Source organism: Anaerovibrio slackiae (assembly GCF_009695585.1).
Lineage (GTDB): Bacteria > Bacillota > Negativicutes > Selenomonadales > Selenomonadaceae > Anaerovibrio > Anaerovibrio slackiae.
Genome location: NZ_VUNR01000006.1, coordinates 33,732 through 51,427 on the forward strand (window position 1 = coordinate 33,732; position 17,696 = coordinate 51,427).

Here is a 17,696-nt window from a genome sequence, read left to right on the forward strand (position 1 = left end):
TTGTTAATTCGACATAGTTTCATACTCTACAGGATCTTTTACGCCTGCTTCGGCGAAGCCCTTCAGGCGCAGCTTGCAGCTGTCGCAGACGCCGCAAGCCTTTGTGCCGCCCTTGTAGCAGCTGTGGGTAAACTGCAACGGCGCACCCAATCTGCTGGCAAGCTGCACGATTTCCTTCTTGGTCAAGTCCTGCAACGGCGTTTCAATCCTGATATGCCTGCCGTCAGCTGCCCCTGCCTTGGTGGCATAGTCTGCCAATGCCTGGAATTTCTGGATGAACTCAGGGCGGCAGTCAGGGTAGCCGGAGTAATCAACGGCATTGACGCCGATGAAGATGTGGTCTGCCCCGATGACCTCTGCATAACCCAGGGCATAGCTCAGGAATGTCAGGTTCCTGGCCGGTACATAGGTGACAGGAATGTCGTTGTCCTCATGCACTATCTCCCCATCCGGCACCTGAATGTGGCTATCCGTCAGGGCGGAGCCGCCTATCTGCTCCATGTTGGTCTCTATGATTAAATGCTTTTTTACTTTGTAAAAATCAGCTACTTTCTTGGCTCCTTCCAGCTCAATGCTGTGGCGCTGATGATAGTTGAAGCTGATGGGATACAGCTCGTAGCCCTGTTCTTTGGCTACTGCCATGCAGGTGGTTGAATCCAGCCCGCCTGATAATAATATTACTGCTTTTTTCATATCTCAGTTCCTTCCATGCAATGCCTTAATCGTAGCCTTTATATCCTTGCTCTTGTACACGGCGGAGCCTGCCACCAGCACGGTAGCCCCTGCCTCAATGATTTCCTGGGCATTGGCCTCAGTCACGCCGCCATCAACCTCCAGCTCCGCCTGAGAGCCGCAGGCATCCAGGGCAGCCCGGAGCCTGCGCAGCTTGCTAAGGGAAGCCGGAATGAACTTCTGTCCGCCATAGCCAGGATTTACAGACATTACCAGCACCAGGTCCACATCCGCCAAAAGCTCCTCCACCATGGCCACAGGAGTGCCAGGGTTCAGGGAAATACCTGCCTTGCAGCCTGCGGCATGGATAGCCTGAATCACCCGGTGCGGATGCTTGGCCGCCTCCACATGGAAGGTGATAATATCCGCACCAGCCTTGATGAAGGACTCAATCTGGGTATCAGGATGCTCCACCATGAGGTGCACATCAAACACCGCATCAGTAACAGGGCGAATCGCCTTCACAATCCCGGCTCCCAAAGTAATCTCCGGCACAAAAGTACCATCCATTACATCAATATGCACATACTCTGCCCCGGCATCCACAACCTTCTTCACCTCTGCCCCCAGATTAGCAAAATCCGCAGAGAGGATGGATGGAGAAACTTTTATCATATCAGTACGCCTTCTTTCTTTCATTTATGGCCTGCAAAATATTCAGATACGCCTCATAGCGCTCACGGCAGATGCCGCCAGCCTCCACTGCCTCCTTGACGGCGCAGTCAGGCTCATGGCTATGAGTGCAGGTATTGTAGTAGCACTTTTCAATATACTGGCGGAACTCAGGAAAATACCATGCCAGCTTCCCCTTGTCCAGCTGCTCCAGCTCTGCCGCGCTGAAGCCCGGGGTATCTACCACCGTGCCGCCCCCGGCCAGGGGCAGCAGGCAGGCAGCCCTGGTGGTATGCTTGCCCCGCTTGATTTTGTCGCTGATTTTGCCGGTGGCAAGCTGCAGCCTTTCATCTATGGCATTCAGCAGGGAGGATTTGCCCACTCCAGAGGGCCCGGCAAAGACAGTCACCTTGCCGGAAAGCTGCGCCCTCAGGCCATCTATGCCCTGTTTCTCATGGGCGGACACCAGAAGCAGCCTGTAGCCAGCATCCCTATACGCCTGCAAAAAACTTTCCTGTGCCGCCTCCGGCAGCAAATCGCACTTGTTGATGCAGATGACGATTTCCGGGATGCCCGACCACTCGGCCAGCACCAGAAAGCGGTTCAAAAGCAGCTCATTCAAATCCGGCTGCCGAGCGGCAAAGGTGACAATCACCTGGTCTATGTTCGCCACGGCAGGCCGCAGCAGCAGGCTTTTCCGGGGCAGGCAGCTTTCAATCACGCCGGTGCCATCCTCCAGGAGCTCGTACTCCACGTAGTCACCGGGCACCACTGCCCCCTTGTGCCGCTTGATGCGCCCCCGCAGGCGGCAGGAAAGGAGCTCATCCCCCTCCCTGCCCGTCTGCAGGTAGTAAAAGCCGTTATACATTTTGATTACTTGTGCTTGTGCCATCAATCAAATCCTCGCATCATTCCAGCTTGATAGTCAGCTTGCTGGCATCTGTCTTCTGCTTGGCAGTGGCCGGGGACTCTGTCGGTGCGCTAGGCTGCTTTTCCGGCTCTGCCGCCCTGCCCGAGGAAATCACCAGGCTGACACTGCCCCCCTCGGTTACTGTAGAACCGGCGGCAGGGCTCTGGCCGATGACAGTGCCCTTCGGCTTGCTGCTGGCTTCCTCCGTTACGCCCCCCAGGCTCAGGCCGTTGGCCTCCAGGTTGGACTTGGCGCTCTCCACGCTGAGGCCGGCATAGTTCTGCACAGTGAGATCCTTTTTCTTCTCACCCAGGCTGACAGTTATATCCACTGACTGCCCCTTGGTAATCTTGGAACCGCTCCTAGGGTCCTGATTGATGACTGTACCGGCAGGCTCCTTGGCATTTTCTTCGAAGACTGCCCCCACCTTCAGTCCCATCTTTTTCAGCTTTTCCTCCGCGTTGCTGCGGCTCATGCTCTTGAGGTCAGGCATGGTCAGCTCCTCGCCGCCCTTGCTGATGGTGATGGTTACCAGCCGCTGCTCCTTTACCCTTGCCCCGGCCTCCGGGTACTGGGAAATAACCTGCCCTGCCGGTACCGAATCATCATTTGACTCCACCAGCTTGACACGCAGGTTCTTGTCCTCCAGCATCTGTTGCGCCACCACGGAGGATTTGCCTACCACGTCAGGCACATCCACCTCCGCCGAGCTCCAGAACTTGCCAAAGGACAGGAAGGAACCCACAAAAAATCCCATCATCAATATGCCCACCAGCACGGCAATAAACTTCTTGGACTTGAAAATAGAAGTCTCCTTTTCCTCCACATAAGGCATCTCCGGCTGGTAATATTCCCTTTTCTGCCGTGGCTGCGGGGCAGCCTCAGGCTGATTTGCCATCATCTCCGGGGTAATCCGCGGAATGACACGGGTGGCAAAAGGGTCCTGGGCAGCTGCCCCCTCCCCGGCATTTCTCTCTGCCAGCATGCCCTTGGCCTGGTTCAAATCATCATACAGCTCCGTGCTGCTAGGACGGGTAAGAGGATCCTTGGACATGGCCTTCTGGACAATTGCTTCCAGGACAGGAGGAATGGATGGCTGCAGCTGGCGTACCGGCACCGGCTCCTCCTGCAAATGCTTCAAGGCAATGCTGATAGGCGTCTCCCCGTCATAAGGCAGCCGGCCTGTAAGCATCTCGTACAGCACTACCCCCAGGGAGTACACATCGGATTTGGTGGTAATGGCCGTGCCCTTGGCCTGCTCCGGTGAAAAATAATGGACGGAGCCCATGACGCTGCCGCTGTAGGTCATGGTAGAAGCGGACACCGCCCTGGCGATACCGAAATCCGTCACCTTCACGTGGCCGTCCGGCATCACGAGGATATTGTGAGGCTTGATGTCACAGTGCACCAGATTGTTGCGGTGGGCTGATTCCAGCGCGCTGGCAATTTCCCTGGCAATGCGCACCGCCTCAAAAGGCTCCAGCTGCCCTTTCTGCTGGATGACCTCCTTCAGGGTAGGCCCTGATACATATTCCATGACGATGTATTGGCTGCCGTCTTCCTCCCCTACATCGTAGATATTGACAATATTAGGATGGGCAAGCTTGGCTGCGCCGGTAGCTTCCCTACGGAATTTCTCCACAAATTCTGCATCATTGGCATATTGCTGATGTAAAATCTTTACAGCCACAGCCCTGTCCAGCAGCTTGTCATGTGCCTTGTACACATCAGCCATACCACCGCCGCCAATCAGTTCCTGCAGCTCATAGCGCCTGGCTAAAACCCGCTGTATCATTAGACATAACCCCCTACAAACAAAATCTATCACAATCCAAAATAGCCAAATTTATATGAATAACCAAATCTATATCACGGTATCAAACCGGTATCATCAATCATTTATCATCAATCATTTATCATCAATCATCTGCCATTCAGGGCCAGGATAAGCCGCCTGGCCACTGCCGCCGCCACGGCACCGCTGCCGCTGTTCTCCACGATGACGGCAAAGGCCACATTGCGCCCCTGCACCTGTGCAGTTCCCATGAACCAGCCATGCTCGGCGCCGGAGCTGTTCTCCGCCGTGCCGGTCTTGCCGGTCACCCGGATGCCGGATACTGCCGCTGCGCCGCCGGTGCCGTTCTCCACCACGTTCTCCATAAAGCTGCTGATGAGGGCGGCACGCTGCTCAGTGGTGGCATCACGCCACTTGGCAGGGGAGGCCTTCCTGATGACCAGCCCCTGGGGGGAAATCACCTCATCCACCAGATAGGGAACCATCATTTGACCGCCGTTGGCGTAAGCACTGGCCAGCATGGCCATCCTGAGGGGCGTCACCAGAAGCTCCCCCTGGCCGATGCCTGTCTGGGCCGTATCGCCATCTCCCAGCTCACCAAACTTTGGCAGATGGCACCTGCTTTCCTGAATCTCCCCGGTGAAGGTATCGGCAAAGCCGAACCGTTTAAAGGCGTCCTCCAGGCCGCTGCCCTGCATGCGCATGGCAAGGGTGCCAAAGGTATAGTTGCAGGAATGGGTCAGGGCTTCCTTGAGGTTTACCCTGCCGTGCACCGCCCCGTGGCTTTCCCCGATGTAGGTATCCCCGATCTGCAGCCTGCCGCTACATTCAAAGTTTTCATTGAGGTCCGTCACCTTTTCATCCAGGGCGGCATCCGCAATCAGCACCTTGATGGTGGAGCCCGGCGGATAAAGGCCATTGGCAGCCCGGTTCAAGAGAGGGCTGTCCTCCCGCTGGGACAGCTCAGTCCACCTTTTCTCCACGCTGGCAGGGTCTACAGAGGGAGTGCTCACCATGGCGATGACGCCCCCGGTGGCCGCATCCAGCATTACCGCGGCACCACGGCTGCCCTCCAGGGCATCATAAGCCGCCTGCTGCACCCCGGCATCCACCGTCAGCCTGATATCGTTGCCCCGGTCAGACTGAAGCAGCTGACCGGCAGGGCCCAGGTTTCTCAGCTGCCTGGACTGGCCCGACAGCTCATCTCCCAAAAGGTTCTCAAGGCCTGAACTGCCCAATGACTCCCCCACATAGCCTGTCACCGGAGCCATGACAGCCCCGTAGGGATACTGGCGGTCACCGGGAGCAGTGCTGTATGCCAGCTGCTCACCCCGGCAGTCCAGGATTGCCCCCCTGGTTATGTCCAGGGAAGCACTGCGGCGGTTCAGGGGATTGGCATTCAGCTCATCCGCCTGAAACACCTGTATATAAACCAGATAGCAAAACAAAATTCCAAAGCAGCCCAGCAAAAACATGCTGCAATGCAGAATCTGCTTTTTCGTTATCTTATCTCCCATCAGCTACTCCTTTTTTGCCATGGACAGCAAAATCCCCAGCATGATGAAGCCGGAAACCATGGAACTGCCGCCATAGCTGATAAACGGCAGGGTAATGCCTGTCAATGGCAGGAACTTGGTTACGCCTGCAATAATAATAAACGCCTGCAGATAAAAGCTGACGGAAATGCCTGCGGCAATCAGCATGTAAAGCTCCCGGCGGCAGGCCAGGGCGATGCTGATGCCCCTGTAAAAAAACAGGGTGTAGGCCAGCATGATGGCAGTACAGCCAATGAGCCCCAGCTCCTCACCGATAGCGGAAAAAATAAAATCCGTATGCACCTCGGGAATCAGCCCCGGATGGCCGTGAGCCAGCCCCGTGCCCCAGGTTCCGCCTGCTGCAAAAGCAAACAGGGACTGCACCACCTGATAAGCCTGGCCGGCAGGGTCAGCCCAGGGATCCAGCCAGATGTCAAAGCGCACCCTCACATGGCCAAAAAGCTGATAGCTGATAAAAGCCCCCAGGCAGAAAAACGCCAGGGCGATAAACACATAGGATTTGCTGCCTGTAGCCATGTAGGTCATGAACACCGCCAGGCAGAAAAACAGCAGGGCGGAGCCCAGGTCACGCTGCACCACGAACATCAGAATCGCCATGCCCCAGATGCACAAAAGAGGCGCAATAAACCTAAGGGGCGGCAGCCGCAACAGGAAAAACCTCCTGCCGGACTCCCGGAGAATATCCTTGTGATCCGAAAGGTACGCCGCCAGGAACAGCACCAGCAGAATCCTGCCGAACTCCGAGGGCTGCACCTGAAAGGGTCCCAGCACCAGCCAGTTCTTGCTGCCGCCAATCTCCGTGCCGAACAGCAGGGAGAGGCACAGCACCAGCAGGGTAAGAATTCCCAGGATGTACTGGTACTGCATCAGCTCCCTGATTTTCCGGGAAAACTGCAGCACTGCCAAAAGCACCACCAGCCCGATAATCAGCCACCTCAGCTGGGGGATGCACAGGACGGGCTTCAGCCTGCCCAGCATCACCACGCCGATGCTGGCAAAAAACATCACAATGGGCAACAGCCACACATCATCCGTATATTTTCCCTTGATGAGGAAGCATTGCACCCCGAAGGCAGCCCCTATGGCACCCAGGGCCCAGGGCAGCACGCTGTAGTCCGCTGCCGGATACTGCCTCAGCAGCAGGATAGCTAGTCCGCACAGCAGGATACCGGCATCCGCCCCCAGCAAAATCAGGCTTTTATTCCGCATAATATCTCACCACGATAACAGAAATATTGTCAATGCCTCCCCCTGCCTTGGCGCAATCCACCAGGGAAGCCGCCGGATTGGCACAGCTCTCCGCCTCCAGCACCGTCCTGATGGCATCCTCCGTCACCATGTTGGTGAGGCCGTCGGAGCAAAGGAGCAGGATATCGCCATGCTGCAAGCCAAACTCGCCGGTATCCACCTGCACGTATTCATCCACCCCTACGGCACGCATCAGCATGTTCCGCTTGGGATGGGACTCCGCCTCCAGGGGGGTGATGCTGCCGCTGTCAATCAAATCGTTCACATAGGTATGGTCCCTGGTAATCTGCCGCATGGAACCCTGCCGCACCAGATAAAGTCGGCTGTCACCTACATGAGCCCATACCGCCTTGCCCTGCTCAAGATGGAGGCAGGTGGCAGTAGTTCCCATGCCCCGGCGTTCCGGGTGCCGCTGGATGCTGGCCAGGATGGCGCGGTTGCCCCGGATGACCATGCCCCGTAGCCCGTCCTGATCCAGGCTGCCCTCATGCTCTGACAGCAGCTGGTTCATCATGCCCGTGAAGATATGGCTTGCCACCTCGCCTGCCACATGGCCTCCCATGCCGTCAGCCACCACGAAATCGTGAGGCGGCCTGCACAAAAGGCTGTCCTCATTCAGGCTGCGCTGCAGGCCAATATCTGACATCTGAAAAAATCTTATCAACACTATCACCGCCCAAACTGGAAGGTTACCGTTCCTATGCTGATAATATCCCCTGACTGCAAATACTGCCGCCCGGCAATTTCCTGACCATTGACATAGGTTTTATTAACGCTTCCCAAATCTTCTATCACATACAAATTGTTCCAGAGCTCTACCCTTGCATGTCTATGTGAAACATAGCCGTCATTGATGACTATGTCATTGGCATCGCCCCGCCCGATGGAAATGCTGTCCCCGAAGGCGAAACGCCGTCCTATCATGGACTCATCCGCCGCCTCCAGCACTGTCAGCACCGCCTCAGCTGCCGTAATCTCCGTTTCCGCGTAAATATCCTCCACCACCGGCCTGGCAGCTGCCGTCATCAGCCGGGCTGCCCTGTACACAAAAAACAGCAGGAAAAACAGCATCCCGTATTGCAGTACCACGCTCAGTGCCTTTATAACCACAGCCGTTACCTGCATCTATCTCTCACCTCATATAGCCATGACCTCCGGGGTCACAGCCTCTCATCTAAACAAAAACCTGTCTCCATAGCTTCTCAGATAACCTCGTACAAAAGCACCGTCCCGCCTATGGTGATCTCATCACCAGGCCTCAGAAGCTGGGGGGAAACCACCCGCCGCCCGTTGACAAAGGTGCCGTTCAGGCTTTCCGCATCATAGAGGATATGGCGGTGCCGCTCATAGCTGATGTAGGCGTGGAGCCTGGATGCATTGGTATCCGTCAGAATAAAATCATTGTTTACCCTGCGGCCGATGTAAATCTGCTTTTCACCAAATTCCAGATATGAGTCTATATCAGGCCCCTCCACTGCCAGAAGGCTCACGGTCTTGTACTCAGTCGGCAGGTTCAGGGGCGGATTGAACTCAGACTTGTCCAGGATAATGGTGTTGCACTCCACCTGGCTGAGCCTTGCTTCCTCCGGCTCATCGCTGGTAAACTGGGCTGCCACCACGCAGGTCCCCCGTGCCAGGGTGCTGTTGCTGTTCACCGTGATGGAAAGCTCCTCGTCCATGAAGCAGTCATTCTGAATGACCAGCTTTTCCGCCTGGATATACAAATCATCCAGAAAACGGCGGACGCACAGCCTCTGATAGTCCTCCTCCGTCAGCTCGATATAAAAGCTGTTGGGCACCACGGTCTCCGTCCTGCCCTTCTTCCGGCGGTGCAAAAGCTCCCTCTCCAGCTGCTTCATAATCTCCGACTGCTCCACGGAGCTGCCCAGCTTGCGGTTGAAGAAGCCCTCTATATGCTTTTCTAAAAAGGATTCCAGTTTGCCCATTGACATAAAGACCAAACCTCCTTTGAAAATCCTCTGCCCAATATCCAGAAGGATAAATTAAAATTCTTTATCCTTTAATTTTACATCTACAGGCCATTTTAGTAAATAGCCCATTGCCCATGTATATTATATTTCACATGTATATATGTCATATTCCATGTGCAGATGCCAGCTTTACTTAATGTGCTTATTCCTCAGCTGGCCGCAGGCCGCCTGGATGTCGTTGCCCATCTCCCGGCGCACGGTGACGGCAATGTGATGGTCTGCCAGGTATTTCTCAAAGAACTCAATCCTCGCCAGGGAAGGGCGGTTCCAGTTCCGCTCCGCCACCGGGTTAATGGGGATGAGGTTCACGCTGGCCAGCTGCCCCCGCAGGAGGGATGCCAGCTCCTTTGCCTGCTGCAGATTGTCATTTACCCCATCAATGAGGATGTACTCGTAGGTCACCCGGCGGTGAGTCTTCTCGCCATACTCCCTGCCTGCCTTTATCACGTCAGCCAGAGGATATTTTTTATTGATGGGCATCAGCTCCGAGCGCAGCTCCTGCTCCGGTGCATGAAGGGAAATGGAAAGGTTGATGGGCAGCCCTTCCTCCGCCAGCCGGTAGATATGGGGCACAATGCCGGAGGTGGACAGGGTAATGCTCCTGTAGCTCATGCCCAGGCAGTAGTCCTCATGCAGGAGGCGGATGTAGCCCAGCACGTTATCGTAGTTGGTCAGAGGCTCCCCGGAGCCCATGATGACGATGGTGTCCACCTTCTGCCCTTCCGCCTGCAAAAGGTCGTTGATGTAGAAGGTCTGAGCCAGCATTTCCCCGGCGGTGAGGTTCCGCACCATGCCGTGAAGGGTGGAGGCGCAGAAGCGGCAGCCCATGCTGCAGCCCACCTGGGAAGATACGCAGATGCTGTTGCCATAAGGCTGGCGCATCAGCACCGTTTCCACCCCTGCCCCGTCGGAAAAGCTCAAAAGGAACTTGCTGGTCCTGCCATCAGCGGAGTCCAGCCTGTCCACCCGCGCCGCCCGGTCAATCACATAGCCTGCCGCCAGCTTGCTCCGAAAATCCTTGGGAAGGTTCTGCATCGCTGCAAAATCCGTCACGCTTTTTTTATACAGCCATTCCGCCAGCTGCTTGCCACGGAATTTGGGCATCCCCAAAGATACTGCCAGCTCCGTCAGCTCCGGCAGCGTCCTGCCAAAAATGTTTTCCATAAAATCTATCTTCTCCTCATGCAGGCAATAAATTTCCCATAAAGCCTGTCTTCTCCTCATGCAGGCAATAAATTTCCCATAAAGCCTGTCTTCTCCCCATGCAGGCAAGAAACGTTCCATCAAATCTATTTTTTCCTCATGCAGGCAATAAAAAATCCGTCGGTGCCGTCACGCTGGGGATAAAGCTGCACCATTGCCTCACGTCTCGGCACCGGCAGCCTTTCCCCGGCATTTTCCAGCACAAATTCCTGATGAGCCTGCAAGAAGCTGCTGACTACATCCTGATTTTCCTCATGGGCAATGGTACAGGTACTGTACACCAGTATGCCCCCCGGCTTTACCGCCTCGGCAGCACTTTCCAGTATAGCCAGCTGCAATGCAGGAAGCTCCCGGATAAGCTCCGGCGTCTTGCGCCAGCGGGAATCCGGCTTGCGTCTAAGCACCCCAAGGCCTGAGCAAGGGGCATCCACCAGCACCCTGTCAGCCTGTCCGGCAAAATCCCTGCCGATGGTCCTGGCATCCTGCAGCCGTGGCTCAATAATCTGGATGCCAAGGCGATGGGCGTTTTCCATCACCCGCTGCAATTTGTGATCGTAGATGTCACATGCCACAATCCGCCCCCTGTTTTCCATCAGGGCGGCAATATGGGTGGTCTTGCCTCCCGGGGCACTGCACACATCCAGCACCAGCTCCCCCGGCTCCGGTGACAGCACATGAGCCACCAGCATGGAGCTTTCATCCTGCACCTGGCAGTAGCCCTCCTGCAAGGCGGACAGGCTGTCCAATGCGCCATGTTCCTCCAAAATAAATCCCTCATCCACCAGCTGGGAAGGCTGCACCTCCACGCCTGCCGCTACCAGCTGCAAGCGAAGTTCTGATGGGCTTGTCTTTAATGTATTGGTGCGCACGGACAGAGGTGCCTGCTGGTTGTTGAACCGGCACAGCTGCTCCGCCTCATCGTAGCCAAACTCCTTGATCCAGCGGCGCACCAGCCACTCGGGATGCTGCTCCCTCAGTGCCAGCTGCACCGTGGCATTGCCCTTGCCGGAGGGGAAAGCTCCCTTTTCCGGCTCCCTGGCCATGGAGCGCAGGATGCCGTTGACAAAGCCTGCCGCTCCCTTATTGGCAAATTTCTTGGTCAGCTCCACCGACTCATTGCAGGCGGCAGAGGCAGGGATTTTGTCCATGTAGCGCAGCTGATAGGTGCCCAGCCGCAATATGTCCTGCACTACAGGATTGACCTTTTTCCAGGGACGGGAAAGGTACTTTTTGATAATCCAGTCCAGGGTTTCCCCTGCCTTGACGGTGCCATAGACCAGCTCCGTCACGAACCGCCTGTCCATGTCTGACAGGCCTCCCTGCCTCAGCTCCTTTGCCAGTGCCACGTTGGCGTAGGCACCCTGCTGATGCACGGCATGAAGGATTTTTAATGCGGCTTCCCTTGCTTTATCCATTAGGTTATTTTCTCCTTATAATTTCTTCGATGGCCTGACGAAACTCCTTTAAGTCCACGTGGGTGTTGTAGCAGGGACCGTTGGGACGCAGGTTCAGGACTCCCACGGAGGGAATCGGGTATACATCCTGTATGCCGCTGGCCAGGTCACGCTCACAGGCAATAGCCACTACCGCCTGGGGGCGGATTTTCATAACTGTCTGCCGGGCCAGGGTGCCCCCTGTCACCACGAAGAAATGAAAGCCCATTTCCTCTGCCATAGTCACCAGGGCACCGATGTCGCACCTGCCACAGCGCTTGCAGTTATGCGGGTCCCGGGTAATCTTGTGGGGGCAGTCTGCCAGCTGCAAGCAATGGGGCGTCACCACCAGCAGCCTGTCAGGAGGCACCTTCAGATGGCGATGCTTTACTATCTGGTTGCTCACCGCCACAAAGGAGCCCTCAATCCGCCGCCTGTCAATGCCCAGCAGCTTCCCGGCACCTACCGCCACATAAAACAGCATATTCATCAGGGCATAAGTCTGGCGGCTGAAGCATTTTGGCACAGGCCAGCCCAGCACACCTGCCAGCATGCTGAAATTGCCCAGCGCCAAAAGCCCTGCCACTACCCCCAGCACCAGGCCAAAGCACAATGGCAGATATTCATTTATTTCCCAAAGCCCCGGATAAGCAACCTTCCACATGATGAGGAAAGCGAGGGCCACCACGGCAAAGCTGCCGCCCATCAGGCTGATAAAAAGCCTTTTCTTGTTGCTCTTATGGGGCGCCTTATTTTGTGTAACGCAATTCATAATTTTTACCCAAGCTTTTTATGAGAAAACTGCTCCGATTTCCACACCATGGCCCCGGACAAAATCCCCGGCGCTCATGCGCTTCCTGCTTGGTGGCTGCAATTCCAGCACCTCCAGCAGCCCCTTGCCGGTGGCTACTTTGAAGCTGTTTTTGCCCAGCTCCGTCACCGTTCCCGGTGGCTGGCTGCAATCCCCCTCCGCTGCACGGGTACGCCAGAATTTATAGTTTTTGCCCTCCAGCATGCCCCATGCCACAGGCCAGGAATTGAGCCCGCGAATCAGGTTGTGGATCTCTGTTGCCGTCTTCGTCCAGTCAATGTGCCCTGTTTCCTTGTTCAGCATCCCGGCATAGTTGGACAGGCTGTCATCCTGCTTCTCCGGCACAATAGTGCCTGCCGCCAAACCGTCTATAGTGTCAGACAGAAGCCTGCCCCCCATGTCCATCAGCTTGTCATGAAGCTCCTCCGTGGTCATGTCAGGGGTGATGGCTACCTTATCCTTCAGCAGCATATCGCCGGTGTCCAGCCCTGCATCCATCAGCATGGTGGTAACACCGGTCTCCTCCTCGCCGTTGATGATGGACCAGTGAATCGGTGCCGCTCCCCTGTACCTTGGCAGCAGGGAGGCGTGGACATTGACGCAGCCCAGCCTTGGGATATCCAGAATCCGCTGGGACAGAATCTGCCCGAAAGCCACTACTACGATGAGGTCAGGCTGCATTTCCTCCAGCCTTGCCGTAAATTCCTCTGTCTTGATTTTTTCCGGCTGCAATACCGGCAAACCGTACTCAAGAGCCGCCTGCTTCACAGGAGAGGCCTGAAGGTTATGCCCCCTGCCCTTTGGCCGGTCCGGCTGGGTAATCACCGCCATAATATCTGTCTTTTCCTGCAAGACACGCAGGCAGGGTACGGCAAAATCCGGCGTACCCATGAAAATCGTTTTCAATCTATCCATATTGTATTTTATCTCCTTATATTGCCCCTTGGGGACTGCGCATGGCTGCTAATAGCTGCACACAACTTCCCATAGCTGCTCATGGCTGCTTACTGCTGCTTTTTGTCCCCCTGCCTGATGCTCCTTGCCACATCAATGAACAGCACTCCCTGCAAGTGATCCAGCTCATGCTGGATGCAGCGTGCCAGAAGCCCGTCAGCCGTCAGCTTCTTCCGCTTGTTCCAGCGGTTGGTGTACTCCACCGTCACCTTGGCGGCACGCTCCACATCACCGAAGACATTTGGCACGCTGAGGCAGCCCTCCGAGTCGGTGGCACAGCCCTCCCGTGCCGTAATCACAGGATTAACAAGCTCCAAAAGCCCATGCTCATCCTGCACATCTATCACCACGCAGCGGATGGACTGGCCAATCTGGGGAGCCGCCAGCCCCACCCCGTCAGCCTTGTACATGGTTTCCGCCATGCTATCCATAAGCTTTCTCAGCTTGCTATCCACCTTTTCAATCGGAGCCGCAATCTGCTTTAAAACGGGATCTCCTGCTTTCACAATCTCCAGCACTGCCATTTATATCATCCTCCCAAAATTCTTCATAACTAATTAATTCTAGCACATTTACATGTACATTGACAATTTTTCCCACAAAAAATGACAGATAGCCCTATTTCGCACGGCAGGCTATATTTCCACACACCAAAAGAGGCCGGGACATACATCCCGACCTCAATTTTATTTTTTATTCAGCCTGTCAAAGAAAGCATTTTGCAATTACAGCAGTTGCAAAAGCTCCTGCCATGCTTGCCGCCAGCGTAAGGATTCTTACTTGCCAGCCAGCTTCTTGTAGCCTGCCAGACGGTTCTGGGCATCCTTCTTGGTCTTCTCAAAGAGAGCCTCAGCTGCCTCAGGGAAGCTGCGCTTGAGGGAGGAATAACGAACCTCGCCCAGCAGGAAGTCCTCGAACTTATCCCAGTCAGGCTCCTTGGAATCCAGGGTGAAGGCAGGCTTCTCGCCGCCAACCAGAGCAGGGTTGTAACGGAAGTTAGCCCAGTAGCCGCACTCAACAGCCCTCTTGGCCTCCTCCTGGCTCTTGCCCATGCCGATGCGGATGCCGTGGTTGATACATGGAGCATACGCGATGATGAGGGATGGTCCCGGATAAGCCTCAGCCTCGGCAATAGCCTTGAGAGCCTGATTCTTGTCAGCACCCATATCAATCTGAGCTACATATACATAACCGTAGGTCATAGCCATCATGCCCAGATCCTTCTTCTTGGTCTTCTTGCCGGTTGCAGCAAACTGAGCAATAGCGGCAGTAGGAGTAGCCTTGGAAGCCTGACCGCCGGTGTTGGAGTATACCTCGGTATCGAATACGAATACGTTTACATCCTCGCCGGAAGCAAGTACATGGTCTACGCCGCCGTAGCCGATATCATAAGCCCAGCCGTCGCCGCCGAAGATCCACTGGGAACGCTTAACCAGGAAGTCGCTGTTCTCGGCAATCTTGTTCAGCAGCTCATCGCCGTCCTTCTCGTTTGCCAGAAGCTCGGCAACAGCATCAGCACGCTGACGGGAACCCTCGCCTGCATCCTTGTTGTCGTACCACTCCTTGAGAGCTTCCTGCAATGCAGCGGAGCCCTTGCCGGCATCCAAAGCAGCCTTTACATCAGCAGTCAGGGCATTGCGGACAGCCTTTACGCCCAGGAACATGCCAAGGCCGAACTCGGCATTGTCCTCGAACAGGGAGTTAGCCCAGGCAGGGCCATGGCCCTGTGCATTCTTGGTATAAGGCATTGCCGGAGCGCTGGCACCCCAGATGGAGGAGCAGCCGGTAGCGTTGGCAATCATCATGCGGTCGCCAAAGAGCTGGGTGATGAGCTTTGCATACGGAGTCTCGCCGCAGCCTGCGCAGGCGCCGGAGAACTCAAGCAGAGGCTGCTCGAACTGGGAACCCTTTACAGTGTCCTTCTTCACAGGGTTTGCCTTCGGAGCAACCTTCTTAGGGTCTACGCCGTAGTCAAATACAGCCTGCTGAGTCTCCTGGGTAGCGATAGGCTTCATAACCAGAGCCTTCTCCTTGGCAGGGCAAACATTAGCGCAGTTGCCGCAGCCGGAGCAATCCAGAACGGATACAGCCATGGTGAAGTTCAGGCCCTTTGCACCAATAGCAGGCTTGGAAGCGAAGGCTGCAGGAGCTGCGTCCTTCTCAGCATCAGTAGTGAGAACAGGGCGGATAGCTGCATGAGGGCAGACAAATGCGCACTGGTTACACTGAATACACTTGGTAACATCCCACTCAGGTACGTTGATGGCGATGCCGCGCTTCTCATAAGCGGATGCACCGCTAGGGAATGTACCATCAGCCAGGGACTCCAGAGCCTTGACGGACAGCTTGTTGCCCTCCTGACGGTTGATAGGGTTCTGGATGTTCTTGATGTAATCAGGCAGGTCAGCTGCAGCTGCCTCAGCGGCATCCTCAGCATTTGCCCAATCAGCAGGAACCTCTACCTGATGCAGGGCATTGATACCTGCATCGATGGCACCGTGGTTCATATCAACGATGTTCTGGCCCTTCTTGCCATAGGAAGTAACTACGGCATCCTTCAGGTACTGAACAGCAGTATCAATAGGAATAATGTCAGCCAGCTTGAAGAATGCGGACTGCATTACCATGTTGAAGCGGCCGCCGAGGCCCAGCTCCTGGGCAATCTTGACAGCGTTTACAGTGTAGAACTTGATGTTGTTCCTGGCTATGTAACGCTTCATGGAAGCAGGCAGATGCTCGTTCAGCTCTGCATCAGTCCAGATGGTGTTCAGCAGGAAAGTGCCATTCTTCTTCAAGCCTGCCAGCAGGTCATACTTGTCAACATAGGACTGCTGGGAGCAGGAAATGAAGTTTGCATTGTTAATCAGATATGGAGAAGCAATCGGAGTCTCGCCAAATCTCAGATGGGACATGGTGATACCGCCGGACTTCTTGGAGTCATAAGCGAAATAAGCCTGAGCATAGAGCTTGGTCTTGTCGCCGATGATCTTGATAGCGGACTTGTTGGCGCCAACAGTACCGTCAGAGCCCAGGCCCCAGAACTTGCAGGCAGTGGTGCCGGCAGGAGTCAGGTCAACATCCTCAGGATACAGGGCCAGGGAAGTGCCATTCAGGTCATCATCAATACCGATGGTGAAGCCGTTGGCAGGAACGTCTTTCTTCAGCTCCTCATAGATGCCCAGTACCTGGTCAGGATTTACATCCTTGCCGCCCAGGCCATAACGGCCGCCAACGATGATAGGATTTCTGTCAGTGCCATAGAAAGCAGTGCGGACATCCTGATACAGAGGCTCGCCCAGGGCACCTGGCTCCTTGGTGCGATCCATAACGGCAATCTTGGTAACAGTGGAAGGAATAGCATTCAGGAAATGCTTTACAGAGAACGGACGGAACAGATGAACTGCAACCATACCAACCTTCTCGCCCTTGCCATTGAGGTAATCAACAGCCTCAACCAGAGTCTGGTTCAGGGAACCCATAGCGATAACTACGCGCTCTGCATCAGGTGCGCCATAGTAATCGAATACATGGTGCTCACGGCCGGTAACCTTTGCCAGGTCAGCCATAGCCTCCTCAACCAGGTCAGGCACAGCCTCATAATACTTATTTACAGTCTCGCGAGTCTGGAAATAAATATCATCGTTCTGGGCAGTACCGCGGATGCAAGGATGGTCAGGATTCAGGGCGTTGCGGCGGAACCTGTTCACAGCATCCCAGTCCAGAATCTTGCCCAGCTCATCATAAGGAATAACCTCAATCTTCTGGATTTCGTGGGAAGTACGGAAACCGTCAAAGAAGTTCAGGAAAGGAACGCGGCCCTTGATGGCAACCAGATGAGCAACAGCAGCCAAATCCATAACTTCCTGTACGGAAGACTCGCACAGCATAGCCATGCCGGTCTGGCGTGCAGCCATAACATCCTGATGATCGCCAAAAATGTTCAGGGAGCTGGTTGCCAAAGCACGAGCACTTACATGGAATACACCTGGAAGCAGCTCACCGGATACCTTGTACATGTTAGGAATCATCAACAGCATACCCTGGGATGCAGTATAGGTGGTGGTCAATGCACCAGCCTGCAGAGAACCGTGCACAGCACCAGCTGCACCAGCCTCGGACTCCATCTCAATGATGTTTACCTTCTGGCCGAACAGGTTCAGCTGACCTTTGGCTGCCATCTCGTCAACGTTCTCAGCCATAGGAGAAGAAGGTGTAATAGGATAGATAGCGGCTACATCAGTAAAAGCGTAGGATATATACGCAGCAGCAGCATTACCATCCATAGTTTTCATTTTCTTGCTCATGTTTTTATACTCCCCCTTGTGATTAGTACGCAGCCCATCTTTTGTCCAACCTTTAAAAAAAGACGAATTGATTGACGCAAACCGGCTTTTTCTGACTTGGTCAAAATTGGTACAACGTATAAAGTATACACAACCAACTTGAACCAT

15 protein-coding genes are annotated in these 17,696 nt (G+C 55.0%); all 15 read right to left on the bottom strand.

Annotation, left to right across the window (positions count from 1 at the left end; all coding sequences use genetic code 11):
* Window positions 1–3: 3 nt before the first annotated feature.
* The 15 genes from queC to nifJ all read right to left on the bottom strand — a co-directional run bounded on the left by queC (window position 4) and on the right by nifJ (window position 17,549).
* Window positions 4–693: a 7-cyano-7-deazaguanine synthase QueC gene (gene queC / locus FYJ84_RS04695; protein WP_154406442.1), complete on the bottom strand. Its 690-nt coding sequence runs from the start codon at window positions 691–693 to the stop codon at window positions 4–6.
* 3 nt (window positions 694–696) lie between these two features.
* Window positions 697–1,347, bottom strand: coding sequence for a ribulose-phosphate 3-epimerase (gene rpe, locus FYJ84_RS04700; RefSeq protein WP_154406443.1), 651 nt, complete (start codon window positions 1,345–1,347; stop codon window positions 697–699).
* Between the two features lies 1 nt (window position 1,348).
* On the bottom strand, window positions 1,349–2,236 hold the full coding sequence (rsgA, locus tag FYJ84_RS04705; protein ID WP_154406444.1) for a ribosome small subunit-dependent GTPase A: 888 nt from the start codon (window positions 2,234–2,236) through the stop codon (window positions 1,349–1,351).
* Window positions 2,237–2,252: 16 nt separating this feature from the next.
* Window positions 2,253–4,049 (bottom strand): Stk1 family PASTA domain-containing Ser/Thr kinase, encoded by a 1,797-nt coding sequence (pknB, locus tag FYJ84_RS04710; protein ID WP_154406445.1) that lies wholly within the window; start codon window positions 4,047–4,049, stop codon window positions 2,253–2,255.
* 128 nt (window positions 4,050–4,177) lie between these two features.
* Window positions 4,178–5,566: a peptidoglycan D,D-transpeptidase FtsI family protein gene (locus FYJ84_RS04715; RefSeq protein ID WP_154406446.1), complete on the bottom strand. Its 1,389-nt coding sequence runs from the start codon at window positions 5,564–5,566 to the stop codon at window positions 4,178–4,180.
* A gap of 3 nt (window positions 5,567–5,569) precedes the next feature.
* Window positions 5,570–6,814, bottom strand: coding sequence for an FtsW/RodA/SpoVE family cell cycle protein (locus tag FYJ84_RS04720; RefSeq protein WP_154406447.1), 1,245 nt, complete (start codon window positions 6,812–6,814; stop codon window positions 5,570–5,572).
* Window positions 6,804–7,520, bottom strand: a complete 717-nt coding sequence (locus FYJ84_RS04725; RefSeq protein ID WP_277006635.1) for a Stp1/IreP family PP2C-type Ser/Thr phosphatase — start codon at window positions 7,518–7,520, stop codon at window positions 6,804–6,806. Before FYJ84_RS04725 ends, FYJ84_RS04720 begins: the two co-directional genes overlap by 11 nt.
* A 2-nt stretch (window positions 7,521–7,522) precedes the next feature.
* Window positions 7,523–7,978, bottom strand: a complete 456-nt coding sequence (locus tag FYJ84_RS04730; RefSeq protein ID WP_154406448.1) for an FHA domain-containing protein — start codon at window positions 7,976–7,978, stop codon at window positions 7,523–7,525.
* 77 nt (window positions 7,979–8,055) lie between these two features.
* Window positions 8,056–8,805 carry an FhaA domain-containing protein gene (locus FYJ84_RS04735; RefSeq protein WP_154406449.1) on the bottom strand — a complete coding sequence of 250 codons (750 nt, stop codon included), beginning with the start codon at window positions 8,803–8,805 and terminating at the stop codon, window positions 8,056–8,058.
* A gap of 168 nt (window positions 8,806–8,973) precedes the next feature.
* Window positions 8,974–10,008, bottom strand: a complete 1,035-nt coding sequence (gene rlmN, locus FYJ84_RS04740; RefSeq protein WP_154406450.1) for a 23S rRNA (adenine(2503)-C(2))-methyltransferase RlmN — start codon at window positions 10,006–10,008, stop codon at window positions 8,974–8,976.
* Window positions 10,009–10,133: 125 nt separating this feature from the next.
* Entirely contained in the window at window positions 10,134–11,462 is a 1,329-nt protein-coding gene (gene rsmB, locus FYJ84_RS04745) for a 16S rRNA (cytosine(967)-C(5))-methyltransferase RsmB (RefSeq protein WP_154406451.1), read from the bottom strand.
* A 4-nt stretch (window positions 11,463–11,466) separates the two neighbouring features.
* Window positions 11,467–12,252 (bottom strand): DUF116 domain-containing protein, encoded by a 786-nt coding sequence (locus FYJ84_RS04750; protein WP_154406452.1) that lies wholly within the window; start codon window positions 12,250–12,252, stop codon window positions 11,467–11,469.
* An 18-nt stretch (window positions 12,253–12,270) separates the two neighbouring features.
* Window positions 12,271–13,206: a methionyl-tRNA formyltransferase gene (fmt, locus tag FYJ84_RS04755; RefSeq protein ID WP_154406453.1), complete on the bottom strand. Its 936-nt coding sequence runs from the start codon at window positions 13,204–13,206 to the stop codon at window positions 12,271–12,273.
* An 89-nt stretch (window positions 13,207–13,295) separates the two neighbouring features.
* Window positions 13,296–13,769 carry a peptide deformylase gene (gene def, locus FYJ84_RS04760; RefSeq protein WP_154406454.1) on the bottom strand — a complete coding sequence of 158 codons (474 nt, stop codon included), beginning with the start codon at window positions 13,767–13,769 and terminating at the stop codon, window positions 13,296–13,298.
* Window positions 13,770–14,021: 252 nt separating this feature from the next.
* Window positions 14,022–17,549, bottom strand: a complete 3,528-nt coding sequence (gene nifJ, locus FYJ84_RS04765) for a pyruvate:ferredoxin (flavodoxin) oxidoreductase (protein WP_154406455.1) — start codon at window positions 17,547–17,549, stop codon at window positions 14,022–14,024.
* Window positions 17,550–17,696: the final 147 nt, after the last annotated feature.

What these genes read in the sequence shown, in the direction of transcription:
- rsgA (WP_154406444.1), bottom strand. Translation starts at nt 2,236, where the DNA reads ATGGCACAAGCACAAGTAATCAAAATGTATAACGGCTTTTACTACCTG.
- FYJ84_RS04750 (WP_154406452.1), bottom strand. Translation starts at nt 12,252, where the DNA reads ATGAATTGCGTTACACAAAATAAGGCGCCCCATAAGAGCAACAAGAAA.
- FYJ84_RS04715 (WP_154406446.1), bottom strand. Translation starts at nt 5,566, where the DNA reads ATGGGAGATAAGATAACGAAAAAGCAGATTCTGCATTGCAGCATGTTT.
- FYJ84_RS04720 (WP_154406447.1), bottom strand. Translation starts at nt 6,814, where the DNA reads ATGCGGAATAAAAGCCTGATTTTGCTGGGGGCGGATGCCGGTATCCTG.
- rlmN (WP_154406450.1), bottom strand. Translation starts at nt 10,008, where the DNA reads ATGGAAAACATTTTTGGCAGGACGCTGCCGGAGCTGACGGAGCTGGCA.
- fmt (WP_154406453.1), bottom strand. Translation starts at nt 13,206, where the DNA reads ATGGATAGATTGAAAACGATTTTCATGGGTACGCCGGATTTTGCCGTA.
- queC (WP_154406442.1), bottom strand. Translation starts at nt 693, where the DNA reads ATGAAAAAAGCAGTAATATTATTATCAGGCGGGCTGGATTCAACCACC.
- pknB (WP_154406445.1), bottom strand. Translation starts at nt 4,049, where the DNA reads ATGATACAGCGGGTTTTAGCCAGGCGCTATGAGCTGCAGGAACTGATT.
- rpe (WP_154406443.1), bottom strand. Translation starts at nt 1,347, where the DNA reads ATGATAAAAGTTTCTCCATCCATCCTCTCTGCGGATTTTGCTAATCTG.
- rsmB (WP_154406451.1), bottom strand. Translation starts at nt 11,462, where the DNA reads ATGGATAAAGCAAGGGAAGCCGCATTAAAAATCCTTCATGCCGTGCAT.
- FYJ84_RS04735 (WP_154406449.1), bottom strand. Translation starts at nt 8,805, where the DNA reads ATGTCAATGGGCAAACTGGAATCCTTTTTAGAAAAGCATATAGAGGGC.
- def (WP_154406454.1), bottom strand. Translation starts at nt 13,769, where the DNA reads ATGGCAGTGCTGGAGATTGTGAAAGCAGGAGATCCCGTTTTAAAGCAG.
- nifJ (WP_154406455.1), bottom strand. Translation starts at nt 17,549, where the DNA reads ATGAGCAAGAAAATGAAAACTATGGATGGTAATGCTGCTGCTGCGTAT.
- FYJ84_RS04730 (WP_154406448.1), bottom strand. Translation starts at nt 7,978, where the DNA reads ATGCAGGTAACGGCTGTGGTTATAAAGGCACTGAGCGTGGTACTGCAA.